Here is a 20389-nt window from a genome sequence, read left to right as displayed (position 1 = left end):
CTCCTATTCGTAAATGGCATATCTCTGCTCGAGTTTTTTGAAGACAATGGTTAAAACCAGCGTCATCGCAAGATAAACTACTGCCGCAACTACAAAAGGCAGTGTGGTGAAATCCCGAACCGCAGCAATTTTTGCTTCACGGGAAAGCTCAACTAGCGCAATCGCATATACTAGTGCCGTATCCTTAACAAGTGTAATGGTCTCATTGCTCACAGGCGGGAGCACCCTTTTGATTACTTGGGGCAGGATAATTCTTTTCATGGTCTGCCAATAGGTCATACCTAGTACTTTAGAGGCTTCATATTGCCCTTTGTCAATAGATTCTATACCGGCCCGGAATATTTCCGCAAAATACGCTGCATAGTTCAAGGAAAAAGTAGCAACTGCAGCAGTAAACGCGTCAAACCTGAAAAAAGGTCCTATCACCGGCACAAACGGCAAGCCGTAATATACAAAGAGCAACTGCAGCAGCAGCGGCGTTCCCCTCCACAGCCAAACATATATGCTTGTAAAGTCTTTTAGAAATTTGAACTTTGATATTCTCATCAGTGCAATGACCAACCCCAATGGGATGGACAGAAGAATGGTAATAAAAAACAATTGCAGTGTGACCGTCGCACCTTGGAGTATCGGAATGGTAATCTTTATTAAATAATCCATTTAAAAAATCTCTCCTGATCCTTATTTATTTCATTTGTAGTATATTAAAACTATTATAATACAAATATAGGCTGCCGGTCAAAGACCGGCAGCCTATATTTTATAAAAGTCTCAAATTATTTCACAACATCTTCGCCAAACCATGCTTTGGAAATTTCTGCTGAAGCGCCATCTTTTTTCATTTCATTCAATGCGTTTTGCAGTTTATCACGGAATTCGGTATCCTTTAATCTGAAACCGACACCGTATTCTTCAGAACCGAAATGATCTTCTAAAATAGCAAATTTGCCCGGTTTTTTTGCGATATAGAAGCGGCCCACAACTTCATCTACAACCACTGCGTCAATTCTACCGGCTTCCAGATCCATCAAAGCCTGGGTATTATCACCGTATTGTTTAACTTCTTTAAGCGTTTTTAAGGTTGCTTCATCTTTTTCTAAAGCATCTATACTGCTGCTTGCCGATTGAACGCCTACCATCTTATCTTTAAGATCCGCTTTGGTTTTTATTGTAGAACCTTCCGTTACAACAATAATCTGTTTGTTTTCAAGGTAAGGTTCTGAGAATAAGACTTCCTTTTTTCTCTTATCGTTAATGGTCAATCCGTTCCATATTACATCAATTTTTTCTCCGTTTAACTCAAGTACTTTACTATCCCAATCAATCGCTTTAAACTCTACTTCCATGCCCATTCTTTTTGCGGCTTCCTTGGCCATGTCAACGTCAAATCCTACAATTTTACCGCTTTCATCTTTAAACCCCATTGGCGGAAATGCATCATCAAGCCCCACAACAAACTTTTCAGATGTCTTTGGTGCCGCACCTGAGCATCCTGTCAACAATATACCGGTTACTAATATTACCGCTACTGCTAACGCAAAAATTTTTTTCATATGTATACCCCCACTTTTATAATCTACATAACTCTTTTAGCATTATATTTTAGTTAACTAAAATAGTAAAGCAATAAATTTCAAAAATGTATGAATATAGCTTTATCTTTTATGTGTTTTTTACATTATACATCAAATTCCATACATTTTATATCAGGCATTAAAAGAAATAAAATCCCCTTTTTCTACATCTGCGCAAATGATCCAATATCCAAGCGCACCAATCCTATTCCTCTCCCCGTTTTTGGGAACCCAGTATGCATAAGCCTGCAGGTTTAGCAAAGGGTGCGGTTCGGTAGCATATCTTGACGGAACTGCATAAGCGATATGTTTGACGTTACGCTTTTCATCTTCTTTCATACCGAACAGAAAATATCCGTATCGGCGTACAAGACGTATTACATAGGGGTTATACAATGAAAAGGTTATTGCATGGTTTGAGTATAAATTATTTAATATAAATGAGCAATCATTGATAGTCCACCATTTGAAACCCAAATCATTATCGGTATACGGCTGTTTGGCTACTGCGTATCTGGATAAGTGATGATTAAATTTTTGTATTTCATCGGACACAGCTTTATCTTTCTCGACTTTTTTATCTTGGGTATTAAAACTCCGTTCAAAGGCTTTCATGGTTTCCTCAAGATATTTTTGTTCAGCTTCCCAATCGGAAGGAACTGCTGTACTGCTTGTAGCATCGGTTTTTAAATCCTTCTCATGCGTGTTGGCATCCTCATGTTCTTTTTCTTTTATATCATCTTCATCGCTGTCTTTTTTCTCTATCTGTCCTTTATTCCATACAAATCCTACCGGAATTTTGAATGTCTCTTGTTCATCCACAGGCTCATCGATTGATTGCTGCGTTATTTCATCAAGTACTTTATTCATTACTTCATCCGTCACTTCATCCGTTGATTGTTGGGTAATTTCGTCCGCCGCTTTATCTATGGTTGCTTGTTTCACTTCTTTAAGTACTTCTTTACTATCGAAATTACGCGTTTCAGCTTGAGGCTCTGTTTTATTGTCCATAAACACATCTTTCCAATTCCACCGCTGTTTTTCAAATCCCACTAACGGAAAAGCATTTATTCCATTTTCCATTACCGTATTCTTACACTCAATAATAATAGTATCCATCAACTGTATATCCAGTCCCAACCTTTGAACATCCTCCTTGCTAAATTCGCATGAAGCATCTCCACTATCCCCTATAAGATTGATTGCACCTAATGGCAGAGGCTTGGCTTTAGGCCGTGAACCGGATAACAAATAGGCCTTTAGTACATGGTTTTCATCTACTTGGCCAACATTCTGAATATGCACCAATGCTTTTGCTTTATTCTCTTTTGTTTCCAATTTCAAATATCCTGTAGGTTTTCCGTTTTTACCAAATCCAGGATCTTCTTCTTTCATCATAATAAACAATCTATGATAATTTGTACTCTTGCGCAAAAAAATCCCTCCCCATTTAATATTTCTAGTCTTCTATAGTATATATATGAGAAAGGTTGTAAAAATTGAAGTGTTTTTTATATAAAATTAATGTGTTATCCCCGCTGAGTTCTACTCACGGTTCATTTCCGCAAGCAGCAGTTCACCTTTCATTGATTTTTACTCGTTCAGCCATGGAAATCCTCCTATTCTAAGCTTCCTGTGGCAACTATATCTGCATCACTTCCGCAAATATTTTGGATAATGACCTCATATCGTTTAACTTTTCCTGCTACTCTTACTTTTTTAATTTCACTCATACATTCCATTATCAGTTCTTTTGGTATCGGCTTGCTGGAACGAACCGGCAAAAGTATATTATCATCTGCAGCTTTTACAGTTGTTGTTAATATTCTCACCGGATGTGCAAATTCATTTTTCCCGTATTCTATACCCCTATTACAGTTGTAACCCTTTATAGAAGCAATATTTTCTCCTTCACCCTCCACAGAAATATTGCATCCCATAGGGCAAACCGTACAAATGATTTCCTTTAGCATTTAATTATGCCTCCTTTATTACTTCTATAGTAATGCTCTCGCTATTGATTTCTTCCATATTGATTTGAATATTTTCCATTTCACCCGGATTGATAATTTTTGCTTTTTTAGAAGCTATGACTTCACCATTCGATTTAACTACAATTTTAACATCTCTGTCCGGACATAAAACCCTAAAATAAAATTTTACTTTTTCATTTTCTTTAGAAACATTCATCTCATGCGGACAAAGGTATCTGACGTTATTGCCTTTAATTACCTCAACCTTTTTAACAATATCCGGCATTGTTCCAAGTGCGTAGTGAGCTGCGTATTTTCCTGCTGTTATACTTTCTACAGAAACATTGTCCACCAGGTCGTTTACGTGCACCACATTTCCGCATGCAAAAACCGGAGCCGCGGAAGTCTGCATATACTGGTTGACAATAGGTCCGTTTGTTATGTCTGATATTTTGATTTCAGCTTTTTTAGTAAGTTCATTTTCAGGTATCAGGCCGACTGATAATAACAGAGTATCACACTCAATATATTCTTCTGTATCGAATAGAGGTTTTTTGTTTTCATCTACTGCAGCAATATACACACCCTCAATTCGCTCATTGCCTACGATTCTTGTAACGGTATGCGCTAATTTTAACGGTATCCCAAAGTCATCCAAACACTGCACCCTATTTCTGGTTAATCCCGCCAGGAAATCCATAATCTCTACAACAGCCAGTACTTTTGCTCCTTCAAGGGTCATTCTTCTAGCCATAATCATTCCAATGTCTCCAGAGCCCAGAATGACTACTCTTTTCCCAACCATTGCATTTTGACGGTTGATCAGCCTTTGAGCAGAGCCTGCCGTATATACGCCGGATGGCCTGGTCCCCGGAATCATAATATTAGCTCGTGTTCTTTCCCTGCACCCCATTGCTAACACAACGCTTTTAAAATTTACTTTTGTCATTCCACGCTCTGAACTTACACAAATTATTAATTTTTCTTCCGGTAAAACCTCCAGTACCATCGTCTTTAATAAAACTTCAACTCCTGCATCCAGGACTTCATCAATAAATCTCCCGGCGTATTCCGGTCCTGTCAGCTCTTCTTTAAAGTACGCCAGTCCAAATCCAGGATGGATGCACTGCTGAAGTATACCTCCCAGACTGTAGTCTCGTTCAATAATCAGAACTTTACCTGCCCCTTCCTTTTTGGCAGAAACTGCCGCTGAAAGACCAGCAGGCCCCCCACCTATAACAGCCACATCACAATTTATCTCAAACATTTGTCAAACTCCTCTCTACCTCGTTTTCCCTGTAACCATATACGTTCCTTCGTTATTCTTTTTAACTGCTTCTATAGGAATATTTAACTCCCTTGCCAGTATCTCAATCACCTTCGGGCCGCAGAATCCACCCTGACAGCGTCCCATTCCGGCTCGCACCCTGCGCTTTACGCCATCAATACTTTTAGCACCGAGAGGCCTTCTGACTGCATCTACTATTTCACCTTCTGTTATTGTTTCACAGCGACATATGATATTTCCATACAGGTTATTCTCAGAAATAATTCTTTCCTGTTCTTCCAGACTCAGTTCATTGAATTTCACTATACCTTTTCTAGTTTTTATAAAATTTTTCTTGAGCTCAAGAGATAATCCATGCTCTTTCATTAGCTCTGCAACATACTTGCCCGCAGCTAAACTTAGCGTTAATCCGGTAGAACGGATGCCTGATAAATTCACATAACCTTCCAGGTCATCGTACATATTGATATGCAATCCTTCAGGATTTCTGTTTGGCCTTAATCCGCTATATTGGGTAATACTATCCCTTATATTTATATTTGGAACCAATCTTTTAACATCGTTTAAAATACTTTGCAACCCTTCTGTTGTAGTAGATTTATCGAATTTATTGTCCAGATCTTCTGCTGTAGGCCCTACGAGCATATTTCCATGAATTGTCGGACATATTAATTTTCCTTTCGTAATTTTTGTCGGTATCGGAAGAACAATTCTATTCACTTTGCAAGAAGTATTTTTATCTAAAATATAGAATTGGCCTCTTCTAGCCACCATTTTATAATCCGCCTTTCCTACCATGGCGGCAATTTCATCTGAATAAAGTGCTGCTGCATTAATTACATACTTTGTATCAATAATTCCTGAAGTAGTTTCAACAGATTTAATTTTATTGTATTCTGTGCTAATTTCTGTTACTTTTGTGTTTAAGAGAAAGCGAACTCCGTTTTCATGGGCATTTTCCGCCAGTGCCTGAACAAAAATAAACGGGTCAATTATACTTTCCCTCGGAATATATAATCCGCCTTTTACTTCCGGATTCAGGTTTGGTTCCATTTCCAGCAATTGTTCTTTCGTTAAATATTCAACATCATATACTCTATTTTTAAAAGCCTTTTCTTTTATAGAAGGCAAACTTTCATATTGTTCATCATTAATTGCGGGAAGAATTGCTCCCACCTGCTTAAATGGAACATCGAGATCTTTTGTCAACTCAAAATACATTGGATTTGCTGCAACAACAAGTTGTGATTCCAACGTTCCCGGAGTCGCATCATATCCTGTATGAATAATTGCACTATTTGATTTTGATGCATCCCCTCCGATATCCTCATTTTTTTCAACGACTATAACATCAATCATATATTTGGATAGTTCCCTTGCAATAGCACAGCCTACCGCGCCCGCACCAATTACAACCACATCTGTTTTTAACATAATATTTTGACCCCCTAAATATAAAAGTTCCAATCTTTCCAATACTATCGAATTTATTACTATTGCATAAGTACCAAATAAGATTGGAGCTTTTATATATTCAATTATTAATCCTTATTCTTTTGCCCATCCTTTAGAACGTTCTACCGCCCGATGCCACTCGTAGAGCAGTTTTTCCCTGGTCTCACTGCTCATTTTGGGTTCGTAACGCTTATATAGTTTCCATTTGCTTTCAAGCTCATTTAAATCATGAAATTCGCCTATGCCATATGCTGCAAGATAAGCTGCTCCCAGTGCAGTAGTTTCTGTAATGACCGGAACATCTACCGGAATTCCTAAAATATCTGCTTGGAACTGCATCAGAAACTCATCTTTTACAGCTCCCCCATCGACGCGCATTACTTCTATTGGAATGCCTGAATCTTTTCTCATCACCTCCAGATTATCACTTACCTGATATGCTATACTTTCTTCAGTGGCTCTTGCAATATGTTCTCTTGTGGTTCCGCCAGTAATGCCTATCAGTGTTCCTCTTGCATACTGGTCCCAATGCGGAGCTGCAAGACCTGAAAATGCAGGTACAAAATATACTCCGCCGGTATTTTCTACTGATTTTGCCAATTCCCCTATCTGACTGGCTTTTTCTATAATTTTGAGCCCGTCTCTCAGCCACTGGACAGCGGCACCTGTAATATAAACACCGCCATCAAGTGCAAAAGTTGTTTTTTTATTTAGTCCCCAACCTATTGTTGTTAATAATCCATTAGGCGAATATACGGGTTTATCACCTGTATTCATGAGCATGAAGCATCCGGTGCCGTATGTGGTTTTGACTGTACCCGGTTTGAAACATGCTTGCCCGAACAAGGCTGCCTGCTGGTCCACAATAGAACCTGAAATTGGTATTTCAGCTCCAAAAAAATCAAGAGGATCAGTATAGCCGTATATTTCAGCACTTTCGCGAATTTCCGGCAGAATCTTTTTGGGTATGTCAAGTGCTTCCAGTATTTCATCATCCCATTGCCCTGTATGAATATTCAAAAGCATCGTTCTTGACGCAGTAGAATAATCGGTTACATGGACCTTTCCGTGCGTAAGTTTCCAAATCATCCATGAATCAAGGGTTCCCGCAATAATTCTGTCTTTTTCAATTTTTTCCTTTACTCCTTCAACATTGTCGATTATCCATTTTATTTTGGTAGCACTAAAATATGCATCAACTACCACGCCTGTCTTTTCATGTATCATTTCACCATATTTCGAAGATATTTCATCTGCCTGAGAGGCTGTCCTCCTATCCTGCCACACAATTGCGTTATATACAGGAATTCCTGTTGCTTTGTCCCAAAGCATAACAGTTTCGCCCTGGTTGTCAAGTCCAATGCATTTAATATCTGTTATACTGATTTTGGCTTCTTTAGCCGCCATATCAACTGTTTCCAAAATATTATCCCATATTTCTACCGGATCATGCTCTACCCACCCGGGTTTCGGATAATACTGCTTATGCTCCTTATACCCCCTGGCCACACTATCCCAATTTTGATCCAGCAACAATGCCGTAGTACCTGTTGTTCCCTGATCTAACCCCAAATAATACTTCTTCATACAACTTCCTCCTGCTCATAATATATTTTGATGTTAGGATATCATATGTCTTCACTTGATGGGTTAACTCTCCCACTTTAGGCTTTTACAGTAGTTTTTCCTTCGCTGCAATTGCTTTCTTCAACGGTAACTTCTTTTGTCATAAGCATTGCCAGGACTACCGCTAAAACACCTGCTGCCAGCTTTCCTATTACAACCGGAGTTATCATGTCAGGCCTGACCCCTGCGGTGAACCCAAGATGGTCACCTAACGCAGCTGTTGCAGGCACCAGCCATGCTGTATTGATAATCTTGCCTCTGTTGTTCATATCTTTCATCATTTTATAAACCGGAACCGAATTAGCTAATGTAAAAACAAGTCCTGCTGCACTGGTTGCATCCATACCTATTTTTCTGCCTACAGCATTCAATGGTTTATCCAGCACTTTTACTAAAATTGATAAAACAGGAAACGTTCCTAAAAGTACAATTCCAATACTTGCTATAATTTCCATAGCATCCATGATGGGAGCCATTCCGGGGATAATTACTATTTTGGTGATCTGTTGAAATGCGGCAGCAGCTAATCCGACATATATAACGATTGTTATAAACTGACCAAATCTCATCGCTCCCTTTATCATCATATCAGGTATAAATTTAAGTCCTGTTGCAAGTAATACTGAGAGAATAATTACAGGAATTGTATTTTTTAAAATCATTATTAAATCAAATCCTGCAATTATACCTCCTATGATGCTTCCTACAGGTATTGTGGTTAATCCGATCAGCAACCCTTTTGAAAAGTATGGCTTATCTTGCTCTTCAATGAGTCCTAGTCCCACAGGAATTGAGAAAACCAGTGTACAGCCCAGCATAGATGCAACAATAGTACCTGACAAGAGTCCGGCTTGTTCATTTTCAGCTAACTCCATAGCCAGAGGATATCCCCCCATATCATTTGCCAGAATCGAACCAAACATTGCAGGGTCAGCACCAATTGCTGTAAAGATTCGAATAATTGCCGGTCCCAAAACATTTGAAATTACCGGTGCCAAGCATACGATCCCAGCCATTCCCAATGCCAATGGTCCCATTGCATTGAAACCTTCATCAAATTTTTCACCCAGTCCAAATTTGTTACCGATAATCTTATCCATTGCGCCTAAAAGAATTCCAATTGCCATTACCCATAAAATAACCTGATCAAATGTCATTTTCCTTCGCCTCCTTAAAATTTTGATTATTAGCCATGATATGTTCCTGTCTCTAATACCACCTCCAAAATTCCAGAATTTTTAATAACCCATTTCAAGTGAAGAAATAGAAACCTTTCGCGAATAATCGAAAGAAAAACAATTGAGATTAAAATGTAGCATGACCTACAATAGATAGCTTAAATGCTATTGCAAAAAGGGCTGATAATGACACTACTGTACTCTTTTATGTATAAGGTTTATTTCCTTATTTTTTTCTGATAACCGGATCACTAATTTATTATTATGAAATGAATGATAATATTATGACTATATTTTGTAAACATTTTGTGTATTTATCGTTTTTTTAATAATACCAAATAAACTTTTTTGTGTCAACATATGTTTTTCAATGATTTTTTAAAAATATGATTTGAAATCCCTTCCTATATAAAGCCTATTTACTCAAATTACACACAAATCCACATCTTTTTGCAAAAAAATAAAAAAAGTCCGACACCGCTTCTATAGCTAAATGTTAAGAACTTTTTTCAGTCTTCCTTCTTTATATTACTTACTGCTGCAAAACAAACTTATTCTCCAACAACATCCGCAACAAATATTTTAATCCCAAAGCTTCTCAATTTTGCAATCATTTGCTTATCTGTCTGATTATCTGTTACTATTGTATCTATTTTCTGCAGACTGCATACTTTGTTCATCGCGGTTACGCCAAATTTACTATGATCTCCCAGAGCAATCACCTTATTCGTTCTTCCTATGGCATGCCTTCTCAAATTGGTTTCTTCTATATGATAATCTGTAATCCCACCTTCTATTGTTATTCCTCCTATCCCTAAAATTACCTTATCCACATTAAAAAGATCCATGCTGTTCTCAGATAAAAATCCTGATGTAGAAAACTCCCCACCTCTAACATTTCCGCCTAGCAAGATAACATTTATATCCTTATCATCGGCCAGCACCATAGCAATCTGCATTGAATTCGTTATAACCGTTACCTTCTTTTTGCCCTTTAATAATTTCGCAAACTCTAAAGTAGTTGTTCCTATATCTACCTCGATAATATCACCATCATCTATTAGCTCTAATGCTTTTAAAGCTATAGCATACTTTTCATTATAATGCCTGACTTCCCTACTGGAATATTCAGGCTCCAGTCCATACATGGATTTTGACACAGCGCCCCCATAAACCCGTTTTAAATAGCCTTTTTTCTCTAAATACTCAAGATCCCTTCTAATTGTTTCGATAGAAACATTAAAAATTTCAATTAAGTCACTCACTTTTACCATACGCTCATTTGAAATCATCTGAATAATCTTATTTCTTCTATCATGTAACACAAGCAATTCCTCCATAGTTTTTCCGAATTATTTTTTGCTTTTATGCAGCGAAACCTATTCTCAAAACACCTTGTGGAAAACTGTTTTCTTTTGCTTAATCCGTTCCGTTCCAATTGATCTTTGTATCTATATACGTCACACTAAGTATATTACATACTCGTTCAAAAATGTAACACGGGGACGGTTCTCCTGTCACCCAAAACCGTTGTGACATGAAAACCGTCCCCGTGTCACATTTTTTCTTCTACGCCTGACTGTAATGTACTTAGTGTTATTTATATATTTAATTTATTAATTTGTCGCTATTAGATTTATTCCACGCAAATCCAAGTATAATTTCAGATTATCAAAACTTACTTTTGCTTGCAAGGACAATTTTTAAATAAACTAACACCGTTGAATCAAAATTAATGTGTCATTTCCATCAAATCCTACTCTCGATTCATTTCCACAAGCATATGTAAAAATTTCTCTTGATCCATTCTCTCTTCGACGGGAATGTAGAATTTTTCAAAAAAGCGGGCGCATAGCTGCTGTGATAATTCAGCCCTTTTGTGAGGTGTCAACTGATCTTTTCTGCTTAAAAACTCTTTTAACAGATGATATTCCTCACTGCTCAAAGGGTAAGTATTCACCCTTTGTTCTTTAGTCTTTAGATCATCAATCATTGGCATGGGTACCCGTGAAGCATATTCCTTAACAACGATGGTTCCCGCAACATAGTCGCCTACTCTCTTACAATCCTCACTAACAAACATTACAATTATTCCTACTGCATATAAACCCGGAAAAACATCAGCAAAACGGAATAGATTTCTTAGAACCGAAGCCACAAAAGAAACAGGCTGACCGTTATTTTTGATCGTTCTCAGTTTTAATGCTGCTTTCCCCGGTGTCCGCCCTCTCATAATCATTTCGAAAAAGATGAAGTACCCGATATAAACGATAAAGGCAATTAAAATAAGAACTGCCGTATACCAAGATAATACGTTATCGAAAGTATCTTCCAAAGTCATTCCGGCACCTACAAAACTAAATAAGATGATCACAAAGAGACCCGTTTGAATGAGCGTATCCAAAAATAACGCTACAAATCGCGACCCGATCCCGGCAATCTCAAAATGAATGTTTACACCTTCCGGCGTTACAATCTTTATTTTATTTTCCATAAATAATCTCCTTTTTCTTCACAGCGCTAACAATTTCTGTTACAATAATGATCGGAGGGGATCACATTGACAGAAGACCGTTTTATCCGCAGACATTCAAAAACTTGGAAACAGCTTGAAGAATTATTAAGCATGCTGCAAAAAAATAAATCTGATAAAACCGATTTTAATACACTCAAAGATTTGGACAGATTATATCGCCAGATATCCGCCCATCTTTCCTATGCCCAAACCTATTTCCCCGATTCACAAGCATACCAATATCTGAATACACTTGTTGCGCGGGGACATAACCATTTTTATACACGCAAAAAGGGAAGCTTACGATCTATCGCTGCATTTTTTTTGCACGATATTCCTTGTGCCATTATATCAAACTCCCGCTTTTTTATCATTTCATGCTGTATATTTCTTTTAGCGGCATTATTCAGTTTTGCCACTACCTGGATTGATGGTAAAAATGCCTACATATTTCTTCCGGCTCAGTTTATACAAAATATGAATCCGGAAGGGGCGGGGTCGAGCGGATGGGATCATCCGGTAATGTCGGGACTGATTATGTCCAATAACATCTATGTCTCTCTGCTATGTTTTGCATATGGCATTTCACTTGGTATCGGTACGATATATATATTAGCAAAAAACGGATTTTTACTTGGCTCTCTCAGCGCAGTCGCAATGAAGCAAGGAACAGCACTTACCTATTGGTCCCTGATCCTTCCCCACGGGATCATTGAGCTGTGCGCTATCTTTATCAGCGGCGCAGCCGGTCTTAAAATCGGATGGAGCCTTATCCGTCCCGGAAGCTACACACGCCGTGACGCGCTTATGCTGGCAGCCAAAGATGCTTTAAAACTGATCGGCATCGTCGTCGTCATGCTTATTGTGGCCGGTATTATTGAAGGATTTTTTACTCCTTCATCAATATCTCCTGTGAGCAAGCTTGTTTTTGCCGCATGTACCGGTATTTTTCTTATCGGATATTTTTTATCAGGGCTGCGCCGCTTGCGAAATTAACTAATGCGCATGACCTTTTTCAATGCAATATAGCGGTTTACCACTTCAGGTGTTAACCGGTGGGGTTCTGTCATAATATTTTTAACCCCCATACGTGTCATGATCACCGATGCATTTTGTTCGGTACCTATCCGGTAAACTGCTGCGGCTTTTATATAGGTATCCTGCTGGTTTCTTACAGGTCTATTCAGCAGCTTCTTAAGACCGGGATCGAGAATGGATACCATAAACAGTACGTGCTTTTTATTTAATGGTTGAAGCACTGCGGCTAGCTCCTTGCCGTTTTCTTCATCCCTCTGGTTGGAAAAAATACACACCAGGCTTCTTTTACGCTGGTATGTCTGCAAATAGGAAACCAATTCATTAAAATCACTCTCATAATGTTCCGGTTGTATTCCATATATCCCTTGAAGTATTTTATGCATCTGAGCAGGACCTTTGGCTGGCTTGATGAACTTTTTTACCTCGTTTCCGAAAATCAGAACACCTACCTGATCGCCTTTATCAATAGCTACCTGCGCCAACACCAATGCGGACTGAATACAATAATCCAGACGCACTATATTTCCGTTCGCTGGCATCATTGTTCTACCGGTATCAATACATATGATTACATTTTGATTTTTCTCAACATCATATACCCCGGTAATAAGCCTGTGCGCCCGTGCGCTGGCCTTCCAGTTTATTTTACGGTATTCATCATCGCTGGTGTATTCCCTTAGGTATTGGAAATCCGTACCAATGCCGAACACTTTATGAGCAGCTGCATCATCCTTGTTTAGAATTCTTTTTTGAGACATCAGATGATACTTCTTCATTGGATATAAATCCGGATATACAGGAACAGTCTCACCGGATAATACTTGAAACTGTTTGGTACACAGTCCCAATACCCCCGAGTATCTTACAAAAATATTCCCCAAAGCATAACTCCCTCTTTTATTGGGACATACCGTATAATGTCCTGCAGCATCTTGTCCAGCAGCACAGTTTAATGTGATTAGAGAAGGGTTTGGCTTCCAATCGACAGGTACGGTATCTTTTAATTGCATGACAACCGCTCTGCCGCTAGCATTAAAAATACACAGGCTCACTTTTTTTTCTTTGCCGATCTCAAAAACATCATCATATTTTCTATGAATGGTAAAATCCTTCTGCTGAGGGCTCATCTTTAAATCCAATAAATACACACCGGCAAGCACCGTGTTGTATACTATGAAAATACTGATATGAAGATGCAGATACATGCCTGACAGCAGAAAAATCCCTCCTGCGCATACCAGCAGTACCATCCTGCTTGTTACTCCCATCACCATCACCTTGGTACTTTCACATGGTTCAATATTTGCTTGATAATATCATCGGTTTTTATCCCCTCAATTTCCGCTTCGGGTGCAACAATAAGACGGTGCCGAAGGATAGGTGCTGCCAAATATTTGACATCATCGGGAATCACATAATCTCTTCCTTCCATGCACGCCAATGTTTTTGCCGACTGCAGCAATGCAATAGATGCCCTTGGACTTGCCCCCAGAAGAAGATTAGGAGACTGCCGGGTTGCTGTTATGACCGCCATGATATAATTGATGATATTTTCTTCTACCGTAACATCCTCAATTTCTTGCTTACACTGTTGTAAAATTTCTCCGTCGGCTACCTTGTTCAGCTGTATATTGCCAAAATTCTTTGCATTAAACCCTTTATGGTAATTCAGCAATAAGCTCTTTTCGGCTTCTACCTCGGGATAGTCTATCAAAATTTTCATTAGAAATCTGTCCAATTGCGCTTCCGGCAGCGGATATGTCCCCTCAAACTCAATAGGATTCTGGGTTGCGAATACCATAAAAGGCGGCTTTAAAATATGCTCCGAACCGTCAATAGATACACGTCCTTCTTCCATGGCTTCCAGCAATGCCGATTGGGTTTTAGGCGGCGTTCTGTTGATTTCATCTGCGAGAAGAAAGTTCGTAAATAACGGTCCTTTCTTCAAATGAAAAGTTTGGGTATTCATATCAAAGATATTGGTTCCTATGATATCGGACGGCATCATGTCCGGCGTAAATTGAATGCGATGAAACGCCACATCCATAATAGCCGCCAATGTACGAACAGTTAAAGTTTTTCCCAGACCGGGGACCCCTTCTATCAGCACATGCCCTCCTGAAAATAAACATACAAGCAGCATCTGCAATTGCTCCTGCTGCCCTACAATGACACGCACAGCTTCTTCCTGTATTCTTTGCGCTAAATTCGCGGTAATTTTTTGGCTATTCATTATTTACGATCTCCTCTCGCAGCATATCGATATTTTGAAATATATCTATCATTTCATTGCCATGTCTTTTCTCATTCTTATTATTCGATAGCATCTGCCGCCTTACTGCCTGTAATACTGCAAAATGCTTAAGACCATGAGTCTTCCATAGCTGCTCCAACAGCTCACCATTCCCGGAAACAGTTGTTTTAAAGTACGCAGACGCCTCCTCTTCAAATCTCCGGTAATAGAGCACCGCTGCATCATTACTAAGACCCGTCTGCATCATCAATCCGGCAAATGCCTGAACATCTTCATTTTCACTACGCATCGTTTCTTCCCGATAAATATCGGGTATGCCCAATCGCTTGTTGGTAAAAAAAGCAAAAATAATGAATCCTATCATAATTTGCAGTAAAATAAACTTCCAAGTAGTATTCAACAAGGTAATGGGGGAATTTTCCCATCTCTTATTCTGCCCAAGCAACAGTGCACCACCGTATTCACTAAAAAACATCTTCCGGTCTTCAAAATCCCACAGTGTGGCTGCTAAGGCCGATGCATTGCCTTCTTGCCTTAATCCGCCATTTAAAAACAAGCGCATATCAGGTATCAGCCGGAATGTACCTTTGCCGTAGTGTCCGTCATAATACTTTTTATCATGGTCTTCCGGGAATCTAAATGCAGCTAGCTTTTCTAGGTCTGTATCCTTCTTCTCATCTGAGCTAAACATAAAATATTTCTGATAATTCCCCACAATCACCATCGTATGCCCCTCATAGACCCATTGATTCAAGTGCTTTAATTCTTCATCTTTTTTTTTGTAGCTCAACTGCGGTTCAATAAGGATCAACACACTCTCCGAACCTAGATCATCGAGATTTCCGTTACTGCGTGCCACGCTAAAGCCCAGCTTTTCAAGCAGCAGGTATGCTCCTTTTACTCCTTCCTGCCCGGCACTATAGGAAGAATAGGATATCGGCTCCCGCTGTTGCGACCATCTTAAAAAAAGAGAACCGCCGACAGCAATCACAAAAATTACTAAAATCATTACAAACAACTCTCTGTTTTTTCTAATCATGTCCGCCTCCTTTCACGGAGGTTGGATGAACCGTATTAAATTTCTCCCCAAGCAGCTCCACCTTCTGCAGCCAGTCCAGATAATTTTCTTGGGTTGCCTGCTTTCCTCCATAACATATATCGTTAAACTGTAATACCAAGTGCAGAAATGTGTCTATGTGGGGATATTGGTTCTTCCTAAGCTCATATATGTACTGGCGGTTTGTTTTCGCTTCATGTACAGTAATGTAGCTCTGCGCATGAAGCATGAGCAGTAAACTCAAAAACAACCATTTGACCGCACCGGAGTAATTGCCTTTATCCCCTTCTTGCTTCGCTTGATTAAACGCAGCTTCAGCCGTTAATTCTTTGGCTGAAATGTTGTTGGGCATGACTGCAGCACGAGGATTTTTCCCCATGATTTTGACAATCAGCAGCATCACTATAATAATAAGTATTCCCAGCAGTACTGCAGTAATAATAAAGACTGTCAACGCTGTGGAATCTACTGTTTTGGCGTCTACAGTCATATTGCTGAAAAGTTTTTGAAGCCATTTGGCTATCAACTCGCTAAGATAGTCCCGCTGCATTTGAAATTCCGGTAAAGCTAATATTTCCTTCATCTTCTCTTCAATCAATTCTGAAGAAGGCATTGGTTTTACCATGCCAATATGAATAAATTCTTTTAGGATATGACTTATGCTTGCGGCTGCTCCCATGTTTCGTTCCTTTCTAAATCGTCGGACATAAGCTCCAAATCGTAGCCTTCCACCCGAATACGAACATCAAAATAAAGTATTGCCGCGGCTATATAAATAATTGGCGTAGCCAAAGCTGAAATCAACAGTGTAATGACCTGCTGGAACATGATATCAACCGGAGACAATACCGCAGCGATCAATGCCAGTCCGGTAATAGCGCCAATCACAATATATACAAGCAGATAAACAAGGATATTAATCCCTAAAACTTCCCAGAGTTTTTTTGCCACCAGTTTAAAACTGCGCCCTACCGCATTAAAATGATATGTTTTTTCTGTAACCGCAACAGGATAAACAAAAGTAATAAAAGAAAAGAACACACCTGCAACAGATAAAATGATTAAGAAAAACAATATGAATCCAATAATCAATATAACAGCCATACCTTCATGAAACAAGCCACCGATGGAGACTGCCATTATGATGGCTACAAAAATCATGATGAATACGATATAAATGATTCCAAAACCGATTGAACATACAATCACACTTAATCCCGTGAGCACAAGTTTCCAAAAGTCTTTCCAGGTCTGCCGGAAAGCAACTGCAGCATTAAGTTTGGAACCGTGATAGTACTTCTGGGCAATATTCGTAATCCCGCCTTGAACAAAAGGATAGATAAATACATAGCTGATAATAGAAGTTCCATAGGATACGATCGTCATAAGCATTGACCTCATGAAAAATCCCGGTCCTGCAGTGGGCTCGGGAGTCTGCCTCGCAAAGTGCTCAACAAAGTTTTCAAAATCTCTCGATTTCAAGCCCTCAATAATTGAAGGCCAAGGATCAATACCCGCGCCTGGCGGTGCCGCTAGTTTTGTAAGAATTAAAGCTAAAATACTAAACACTCCACCCACTAAAGCGCTAAAAGCAAGGATGGCTGTGAAATTGTTCCGATAGACCCGGAAGGTATAATCCAATATATTTCCAACACTCATTGGTTTAACCGGAAAAGGACGCTGATTCATCTACTAACTCCCCCATTCATTTATAGTAATGCGTACACATTTCAGACACTTGAACTAATATCCAATACTGGCAGTAATACCTACGCATTTTATATTTTACAGTTATTTGGATATCTTTTCAAGTGATAAGTTCTTAGAAGGTTATATAAAAACCCTCTTAATCAATGACTGACTGAAAGACAAAAAAGTTTCTTATCATCAACATTTTTAAGACAACAATCATATTGACATAAAGTTACCTCCTACGCTATCATAATAGTTGTTTTATTCTATTGTGAAAGGAATTTATTATATGAATATGATAACTTATAATACGGAAGGTGTTTGCGCAAAGCAGATTACATTCTCTATTGATGATAATATTGTAAAAAAAGTAGTATTTCACTCCGGGTGTGATGGAAATCTTCAAGGGATCAGCAAATTGGTTGAAGGAATGCCAGTTGAAGAAGTAATAAAGAGGCTATCCGGTATAGACTGCGAAGGAAAAGGAACGTCCTGTCCTGACCAATTGGCTAAGGCATTAAAAATGCAGCTAAACAACAAAGTATGATAGATATTTAAAATAGTCTGCAGTGTATATATTCTGCTAGTTTTCATAGGGGAGAACGTCTCTGTCCACCCTGCGATAACACAATAATTCAATGGACGAATAAGGTCTTCTGCCCTTACAAATGCAGTATCTACACGGACAGCAGTAAGCAGCCACTTCGACAATACTACTTTTTGTTGATTCCCTCCATTTAAGCTTTTTACCGTTATGCACCCGCTAGCGAACAAAACAAAGGACGGTTGGTCTGTTTCGCTTGTACCAAGCGGAACAAATCAACCGTCCCAACAGCTTTATTGCCTATGTTCAAAGTTTTTTGCTTTTTCAGTAATTTATGTATTATTGTATGGTATATGCACCCTTCACCAGTAAAGTGAAGAAATTGGAAAGCTTCTGATTTAGCACAACTCCAATTATTGACTCTTTGCAATCAAAATAGTTTTATTTTCCGAGGATCCTTCGATTAGAACGCCTCCAATAAAGATAATAAAGGCTAGCGGCAGTACAGGGATAATCGGATCCATTGAGTAAATGAACGCAGAACCGGCCATCTGAACCGTTTTCATTTGCTGATAAAGTAGGAAAACCAGCGTAATTGAGCAAGTGACCATCATCGTGACATATGTCTTAACACACCCGCGAGATCTTTTCCAGAAAATCGATCCAATCATTGCGGGAGCGAGAATAGCGCCAAATTTAACTGCAAGCAGGCATAACTCAAGGATAAACGGGAATGCGAGTGCAACGGTATAGGCAAAAACAGCTAAACAGAACACACTGATCCTTGAAATTTTAACCTTCTGCTTGTCAGTCAAGTTTTTCTTGAAAGGCGCATACCAATCTTCTACGATATTGCCGGAAGCTGAAAGTAGCGCATGGTCTGCAGTAGCCATAATAGCCGCGGCAAACGGCACCATCATAAACGAACCAAAAACCGGGCCGCAAACCCACATGATCAAATCCACATATGAGCTGTTGGCAGTAGTAGCATCACCAAGCGCTGCACGAGCAGCCATCCCTAGCATGAATGGAAGAAAATACCAACAACTCTGAAAAGCGCCTGAAATACCTGATCCCTTCATTGCGATTTTAGGGTTAGCGGCAGATAGTGAAGTCTTAATGACCACCGACTGCACCGTCCAGTAAAAGAACGACTGCGTGAGAAGCCAGCCAATAAGCGTTACCATCGAATTATTAGTGGCGCTGAACATATTCGGAAAGTTTGTGAGACCCTTCGAAAAAGCAGCCGCAAAACCACCCATCTTAGAAATTGAAGCAACTAGAATGAAAAACGAACCGCCGAAAATCAGAAGAGTTTGATAAAAATTCGTAATGGTTGCAGCAAGATATCCCCCCATTATCACATAAATCACGGTAACACCGAGGCCGAACAGAGCACCCATCCAATAAGGAACACCCAGAAGAAGGTCACCGAGCAGACCGAAGCCACTCAAACCGGATGCCACCCAGGCGATCTCTCTACCCATAACCAAAATGGAAGCCATCCGCCGAGCCCATTTGCCACCAAAATGAGATTCCAAATAAGCCGGCAGTGTGTTAAACTTACCTTTAGAACGAACACGCGGGGCGCCCCACCGTGCCCACGTAAAAATACCTACAGCCATCAGAAAATATACCCAAGCACCGGACAAGCCTAATGTAAACCCCATTCCACCGTATCCTATAAAAGTTGCGGCGCTCACATTGAGTGATATGTTTGAAATTCCGATAAGGTTAGGACCTAAGGTGTTCCCACCGGCCAGATAGTCATCAGAGGTATTCTGATTCTTGGAGTAAAGCGCTCCGATTCCAATCATTGCAGCTAGGTAAACAAATAAAAAGGCAATAGCTAACATTTTTGAACCTCCCTTCAATTCATTATTTTACAGCAAACCAGGCAAATAACGTTCCTATAATAAGATATGCCGCAATAAACTGTATACATTTCGGACTCTCAATCCACTGCTGAAGAGGGTCCCATTCTTTTGGCGGGTAGTCCGGTGGGTCAGGCATGCGGTTCGCCTTGCGAATCACCAGTAAATGGGAAATAAAGTAGAACAAAAAAAGTGACCACAAAACTGTTTGAGCTAAAACTTCCACAATATCACCTCTCCTAAACTATTAATTTAATCTTACATTTTCCCTCAATTGTTGTAGTATGAACAAGTAATCTCTAAAAGACTGCCTCTTCTCTC

At 39.4% G+C, this 20389-nt stretch carries 19 protein-coding genes; 2 read left to right on the top strand and 17 right to left on the bottom strand.

Going from position 1 to position 20389, the window contains the following annotated elements; all coding sequences use genetic code 11:
• Positions 1 to 3: 3 nt before the first annotated feature.
• The 10 genes from QKW49_RS20320 to QKW49_RS20275 form a co-directional block, all read right to left on the bottom strand.
• Positions 4 to 660: an amino acid ABC transporter permease gene (locus QKW49_RS20320; protein ID WP_282864464.1), complete on the bottom strand. Its 657-nt coding sequence runs from the start codon at positions 658 to 660 to the stop codon at positions 4 to 6.
• A gap of 116 nt (positions 661 to 776) precedes the next feature.
• Positions 777 to 1553, bottom strand: a complete 777-nt coding sequence (locus tag QKW49_RS20315; protein WP_282864463.1) for an amino acid ABC transporter substrate-binding protein — start codon at positions 1551 to 1553, stop codon at positions 777 to 779.
• A 153-nt stretch (positions 1554 to 1706) separates the two neighbouring features.
• Positions 1707 to 3008 (bottom strand): hypothetical protein, encoded by a 1302-nt coding sequence (locus tag QKW49_RS20310; protein WP_282864462.1) that lies wholly within the window; start codon positions 3006 to 3008, stop codon positions 1707 to 1709.
• A 185-nt stretch (positions 3009 to 3193) separates the two neighbouring features.
• A complete protein-coding gene (locus tag QKW49_RS20305) occupies positions 3194 to 3547 on the bottom strand; it encodes a DUF1667 domain-containing protein (protein ID WP_282864461.1) in 354 nt (117 codons plus the stop codon).
• 4 nt (positions 3548 to 3551) lie between these two features.
• Entirely contained in the window at positions 3552 to 4814 is a 1263-nt protein-coding gene (locus tag QKW49_RS20300) for an NAD(P)/FAD-dependent oxidoreductase (protein ID WP_282864460.1), read from the bottom strand.
• Between the two features lie 15 nt (positions 4815 to 4829).
• The gene (locus QKW49_RS20295; protein WP_282864459.1) at positions 4830 to 6269 is read right to left on the bottom strand and encodes an NAD(P)/FAD-dependent oxidoreductase; all 1440 of its coding nucleotides are present in this window, start codon (positions 6267 to 6269) and stop codon (positions 4830 to 4832) included.
• 114 nt (positions 6270 to 6383) lie between these two features.
• On the bottom strand, positions 6384 to 7877 hold the full coding sequence (gene glpK / locus QKW49_RS20290; protein ID WP_282864458.1) for a glycerol kinase GlpK: 1494 nt from the start codon (positions 7875 to 7877) through the stop codon (positions 6384 to 6386).
• A gap of 77 nt (positions 7878 to 7954) precedes the next feature.
• Positions 7955 to 9073, bottom strand: coding sequence for an ethanolamine utilization protein EutH (locus QKW49_RS20285; RefSeq protein ID WP_282864457.1), 1119 nt, complete (start codon positions 9071 to 9073; stop codon positions 7955 to 7957).
• A 572-nt stretch (positions 9074 to 9645) separates the two neighbouring features.
• Positions 9646 to 10419: a DeoR/GlpR family DNA-binding transcription regulator gene (locus QKW49_RS20280; RefSeq protein WP_282864456.1), complete on the bottom strand. Its 774-nt coding sequence runs from the start codon at positions 10417 to 10419 to the stop codon at positions 9646 to 9648.
• A gap of 431 nt (positions 10420 to 10850) precedes the next feature.
• Complete coding sequence (locus QKW49_RS20275) at positions 10851 to 11588, bottom strand: RDD family protein (protein WP_282864455.1); 738 nt, start codon at positions 11586 to 11588, stop codon at positions 10851 to 10853.
• A gap of 66 nt (positions 11589 to 11654) precedes the next feature.
• On the opposite strand from QKW49_RS20275, the gene QKW49_RS20270 reads away from it, so the two are divergent.
• Positions 11655 to 12605, top strand: coding sequence for a stage II sporulation protein M (locus QKW49_RS20270; RefSeq protein WP_282864454.1), 951 nt, complete (start codon positions 11655 to 11657; stop codon positions 12603 to 12605).
• Here QKW49_RS20270 and QKW49_RS20265 read toward each other — a convergent pair.
• From QKW49_RS20265 to QKW49_RS20245, 5 genes are read right to left on the bottom strand one after another with little or no spacing between them, the layout of a single operon-like run.
• Positions 12602 to 13915 carry a DUF58 domain-containing protein gene (locus tag QKW49_RS20265; protein ID WP_282864453.1) on the bottom strand — a complete coding sequence of 438 codons (1314 nt, stop codon included), beginning with the start codon at positions 13913 to 13915 and terminating at the stop codon, positions 12602 to 12604. The two genes, QKW49_RS20270 and QKW49_RS20265, sit on opposite strands and share 4 nt — an antisense overlap.
• A gap of 5 nt (positions 13916 to 13920) precedes the next feature.
• Positions 13921 to 14880 carry a MoxR family ATPase gene (locus QKW49_RS20260; protein WP_282864452.1) on the bottom strand — a complete coding sequence of 320 codons (960 nt, stop codon included), beginning with the start codon at positions 14878 to 14880 and terminating at the stop codon, positions 13921 to 13923.
• A complete protein-coding gene (locus QKW49_RS20255) occupies positions 14873 to 15940 on the bottom strand; it encodes a DUF4350 domain-containing protein (RefSeq protein ID WP_282864451.1) in 1068 nt (355 codons plus the stop codon). The genes QKW49_RS20260 and QKW49_RS20255 overlap by 8 nt, the downstream gene beginning before the upstream one ends.
• Positions 15933 to 16637 carry a DUF4129 domain-containing protein gene (locus QKW49_RS20250; protein WP_282864450.1) on the bottom strand — a complete coding sequence of 235 codons (705 nt, stop codon included), beginning with the start codon at positions 16635 to 16637 and terminating at the stop codon, positions 15933 to 15935. Before QKW49_RS20250 ends, QKW49_RS20255 begins: the two co-directional genes overlap by 8 nt.
• Positions 16616 to 17647, bottom strand: a complete 1032-nt coding sequence (locus QKW49_RS20245; RefSeq protein ID WP_282864449.1) for a hypothetical protein — start codon at positions 17645 to 17647, stop codon at positions 16616 to 16618. The genes QKW49_RS20250 and QKW49_RS20245 overlap by 22 nt, the downstream gene beginning before the upstream one ends.
• Before the next feature lie 298 nt (positions 17648 to 17945).
• Between QKW49_RS20245 and QKW49_RS20240 the strand changes: the two genes are divergently transcribed.
• Positions 17946 to 18197, top strand: coding sequence for a TIGR03905 family TSCPD domain-containing protein (locus tag QKW49_RS20240; RefSeq protein ID WP_282868198.1), 252 nt, complete (start codon positions 17946 to 17948; stop codon positions 18195 to 18197).
• 410 nt (positions 18198 to 18607) lie between these two features.
• On the opposite strand, the gene QKW49_RS20235 is transcribed toward QKW49_RS20240, so the two are convergent.
• Together QKW49_RS20235 and QKW49_RS20230 are read right to left on the bottom strand one after the other, a co-directional pair.
• Positions 18608 to 20050, bottom strand: a complete 1443-nt coding sequence (locus QKW49_RS20235; protein WP_282864448.1) for a sodium:solute symporter family protein — start codon at positions 20048 to 20050, stop codon at positions 18608 to 18610.
• Between the two features lie 22 nt (positions 20051 to 20072).
• Positions 20073 to 20294: a hypothetical protein gene (locus QKW49_RS20230; protein WP_282864447.1), complete on the bottom strand. Its 222-nt coding sequence runs from the start codon at positions 20292 to 20294 to the stop codon at positions 20073 to 20075.
• Positions 20295 to 20389 lie beyond the last annotated feature (95 nt).

It is taken from the genome of Petroclostridium sp. X23 (assembly GCF_030013905.1).
Lineage (GTDB): Bacteria > Bacillota > Clostridia > SK-Y3 > SK-Y3 > X23.
This window is presented reverse-complemented; position numbering and strand designations above follow the sequence as displayed.

What these genes read in the sequence shown, in the direction of transcription:
- QKW49_RS20295 (WP_282864459.1), bottom strand. Translation starts at nt 6,269, where the DNA reads ATGTTAAAAACAGATGTGGTTGTAATTGGTGCGGGCGCGGTAGGCTGT.
- QKW49_RS20300 (WP_282864460.1), bottom strand. Translation starts at nt 4,814, where the DNA reads ATGTTTGAGATAAATTGTGATGTGGCTGTTATAGGTGGGGGGCCTGCT.
- QKW49_RS20305 (WP_282864461.1), bottom strand. Translation starts at nt 3,547, where the DNA reads ATGCTAAAGGAAATCATTTGTACGGTTTGCCCTATGGGATGCAATATT.
- QKW49_RS20245 (WP_282864449.1), bottom strand. Translation starts at nt 17,647, where the DNA reads ATGAATCAGCGTCCTTTTCCGGTTAAACCAATGAGTGTTGGAAATATA.
- QKW49_RS20255 (WP_282864451.1), bottom strand. Translation starts at nt 15,940, where the DNA reads ATGATTAGAAAAAACAGAGAGTTGTTTGTAATGATTTTAGTAATTTTT.
- QKW49_RS20320 (WP_282864464.1), bottom strand. Translation starts at nt 660, where the DNA reads ATGGATTATTTAATAAAGATTACCATTCCGATACTCCAAGGTGCGACG.
- QKW49_RS20315 (WP_282864463.1), bottom strand. Translation starts at nt 1,553, where the DNA reads ATGAAAAAAATTTTTGCGTTAGCAGTAGCGGTAATATTAGTAACCGGT.
- glpK (WP_282864458.1), bottom strand. Translation starts at nt 7,877, where the DNA reads ATGAAGAAGTATTATTTGGGGTTAGATCAGGGAACAACAGGTACTACG.
- QKW49_RS20265 (WP_282864453.1), bottom strand. Translation starts at nt 13,915, where the DNA reads ATGGGAGTAACAAGCAGGATGGTACTGCTGGTATGCGCAGGAGGGATT.
- QKW49_RS20235 (WP_282864448.1), bottom strand. Translation starts at nt 20,050, where the DNA reads ATGTTAGCTATTGCCTTTTTATTTGTTTACCTAGCTGCAATGATTGGA.
- QKW49_RS20260 (WP_282864452.1), bottom strand. Translation starts at nt 14,880, where the DNA reads ATGAATAGCCAAAAAATTACCGCGAATTTAGCGCAAAGAATACAGGAA.
- QKW49_RS20285 (WP_282864457.1), bottom strand. Translation starts at nt 9,073, where the DNA reads ATGACATTTGATCAGGTTATTTTATGGGTAATGGCAATTGGAATTCTT.
- QKW49_RS20275 (WP_282864455.1), bottom strand. Translation starts at nt 11,588, where the DNA reads ATGGAAAATAAAATAAAGATTGTAACGCCGGAAGGTGTAAACATTCAT.
- QKW49_RS20250 (WP_282864450.1), bottom strand. Translation starts at nt 16,637, where the DNA reads ATGGGAGCAGCCGCAAGCATAAGTCATATCCTAAAAGAATTTATTCAT.
- QKW49_RS20240 (WP_282868198.1), top strand. Translation starts at nt 17,946, where the DNA reads ATGATAACTTATAATACGGAAGGTGTTTGCGCAAAGCAGATTACATTC.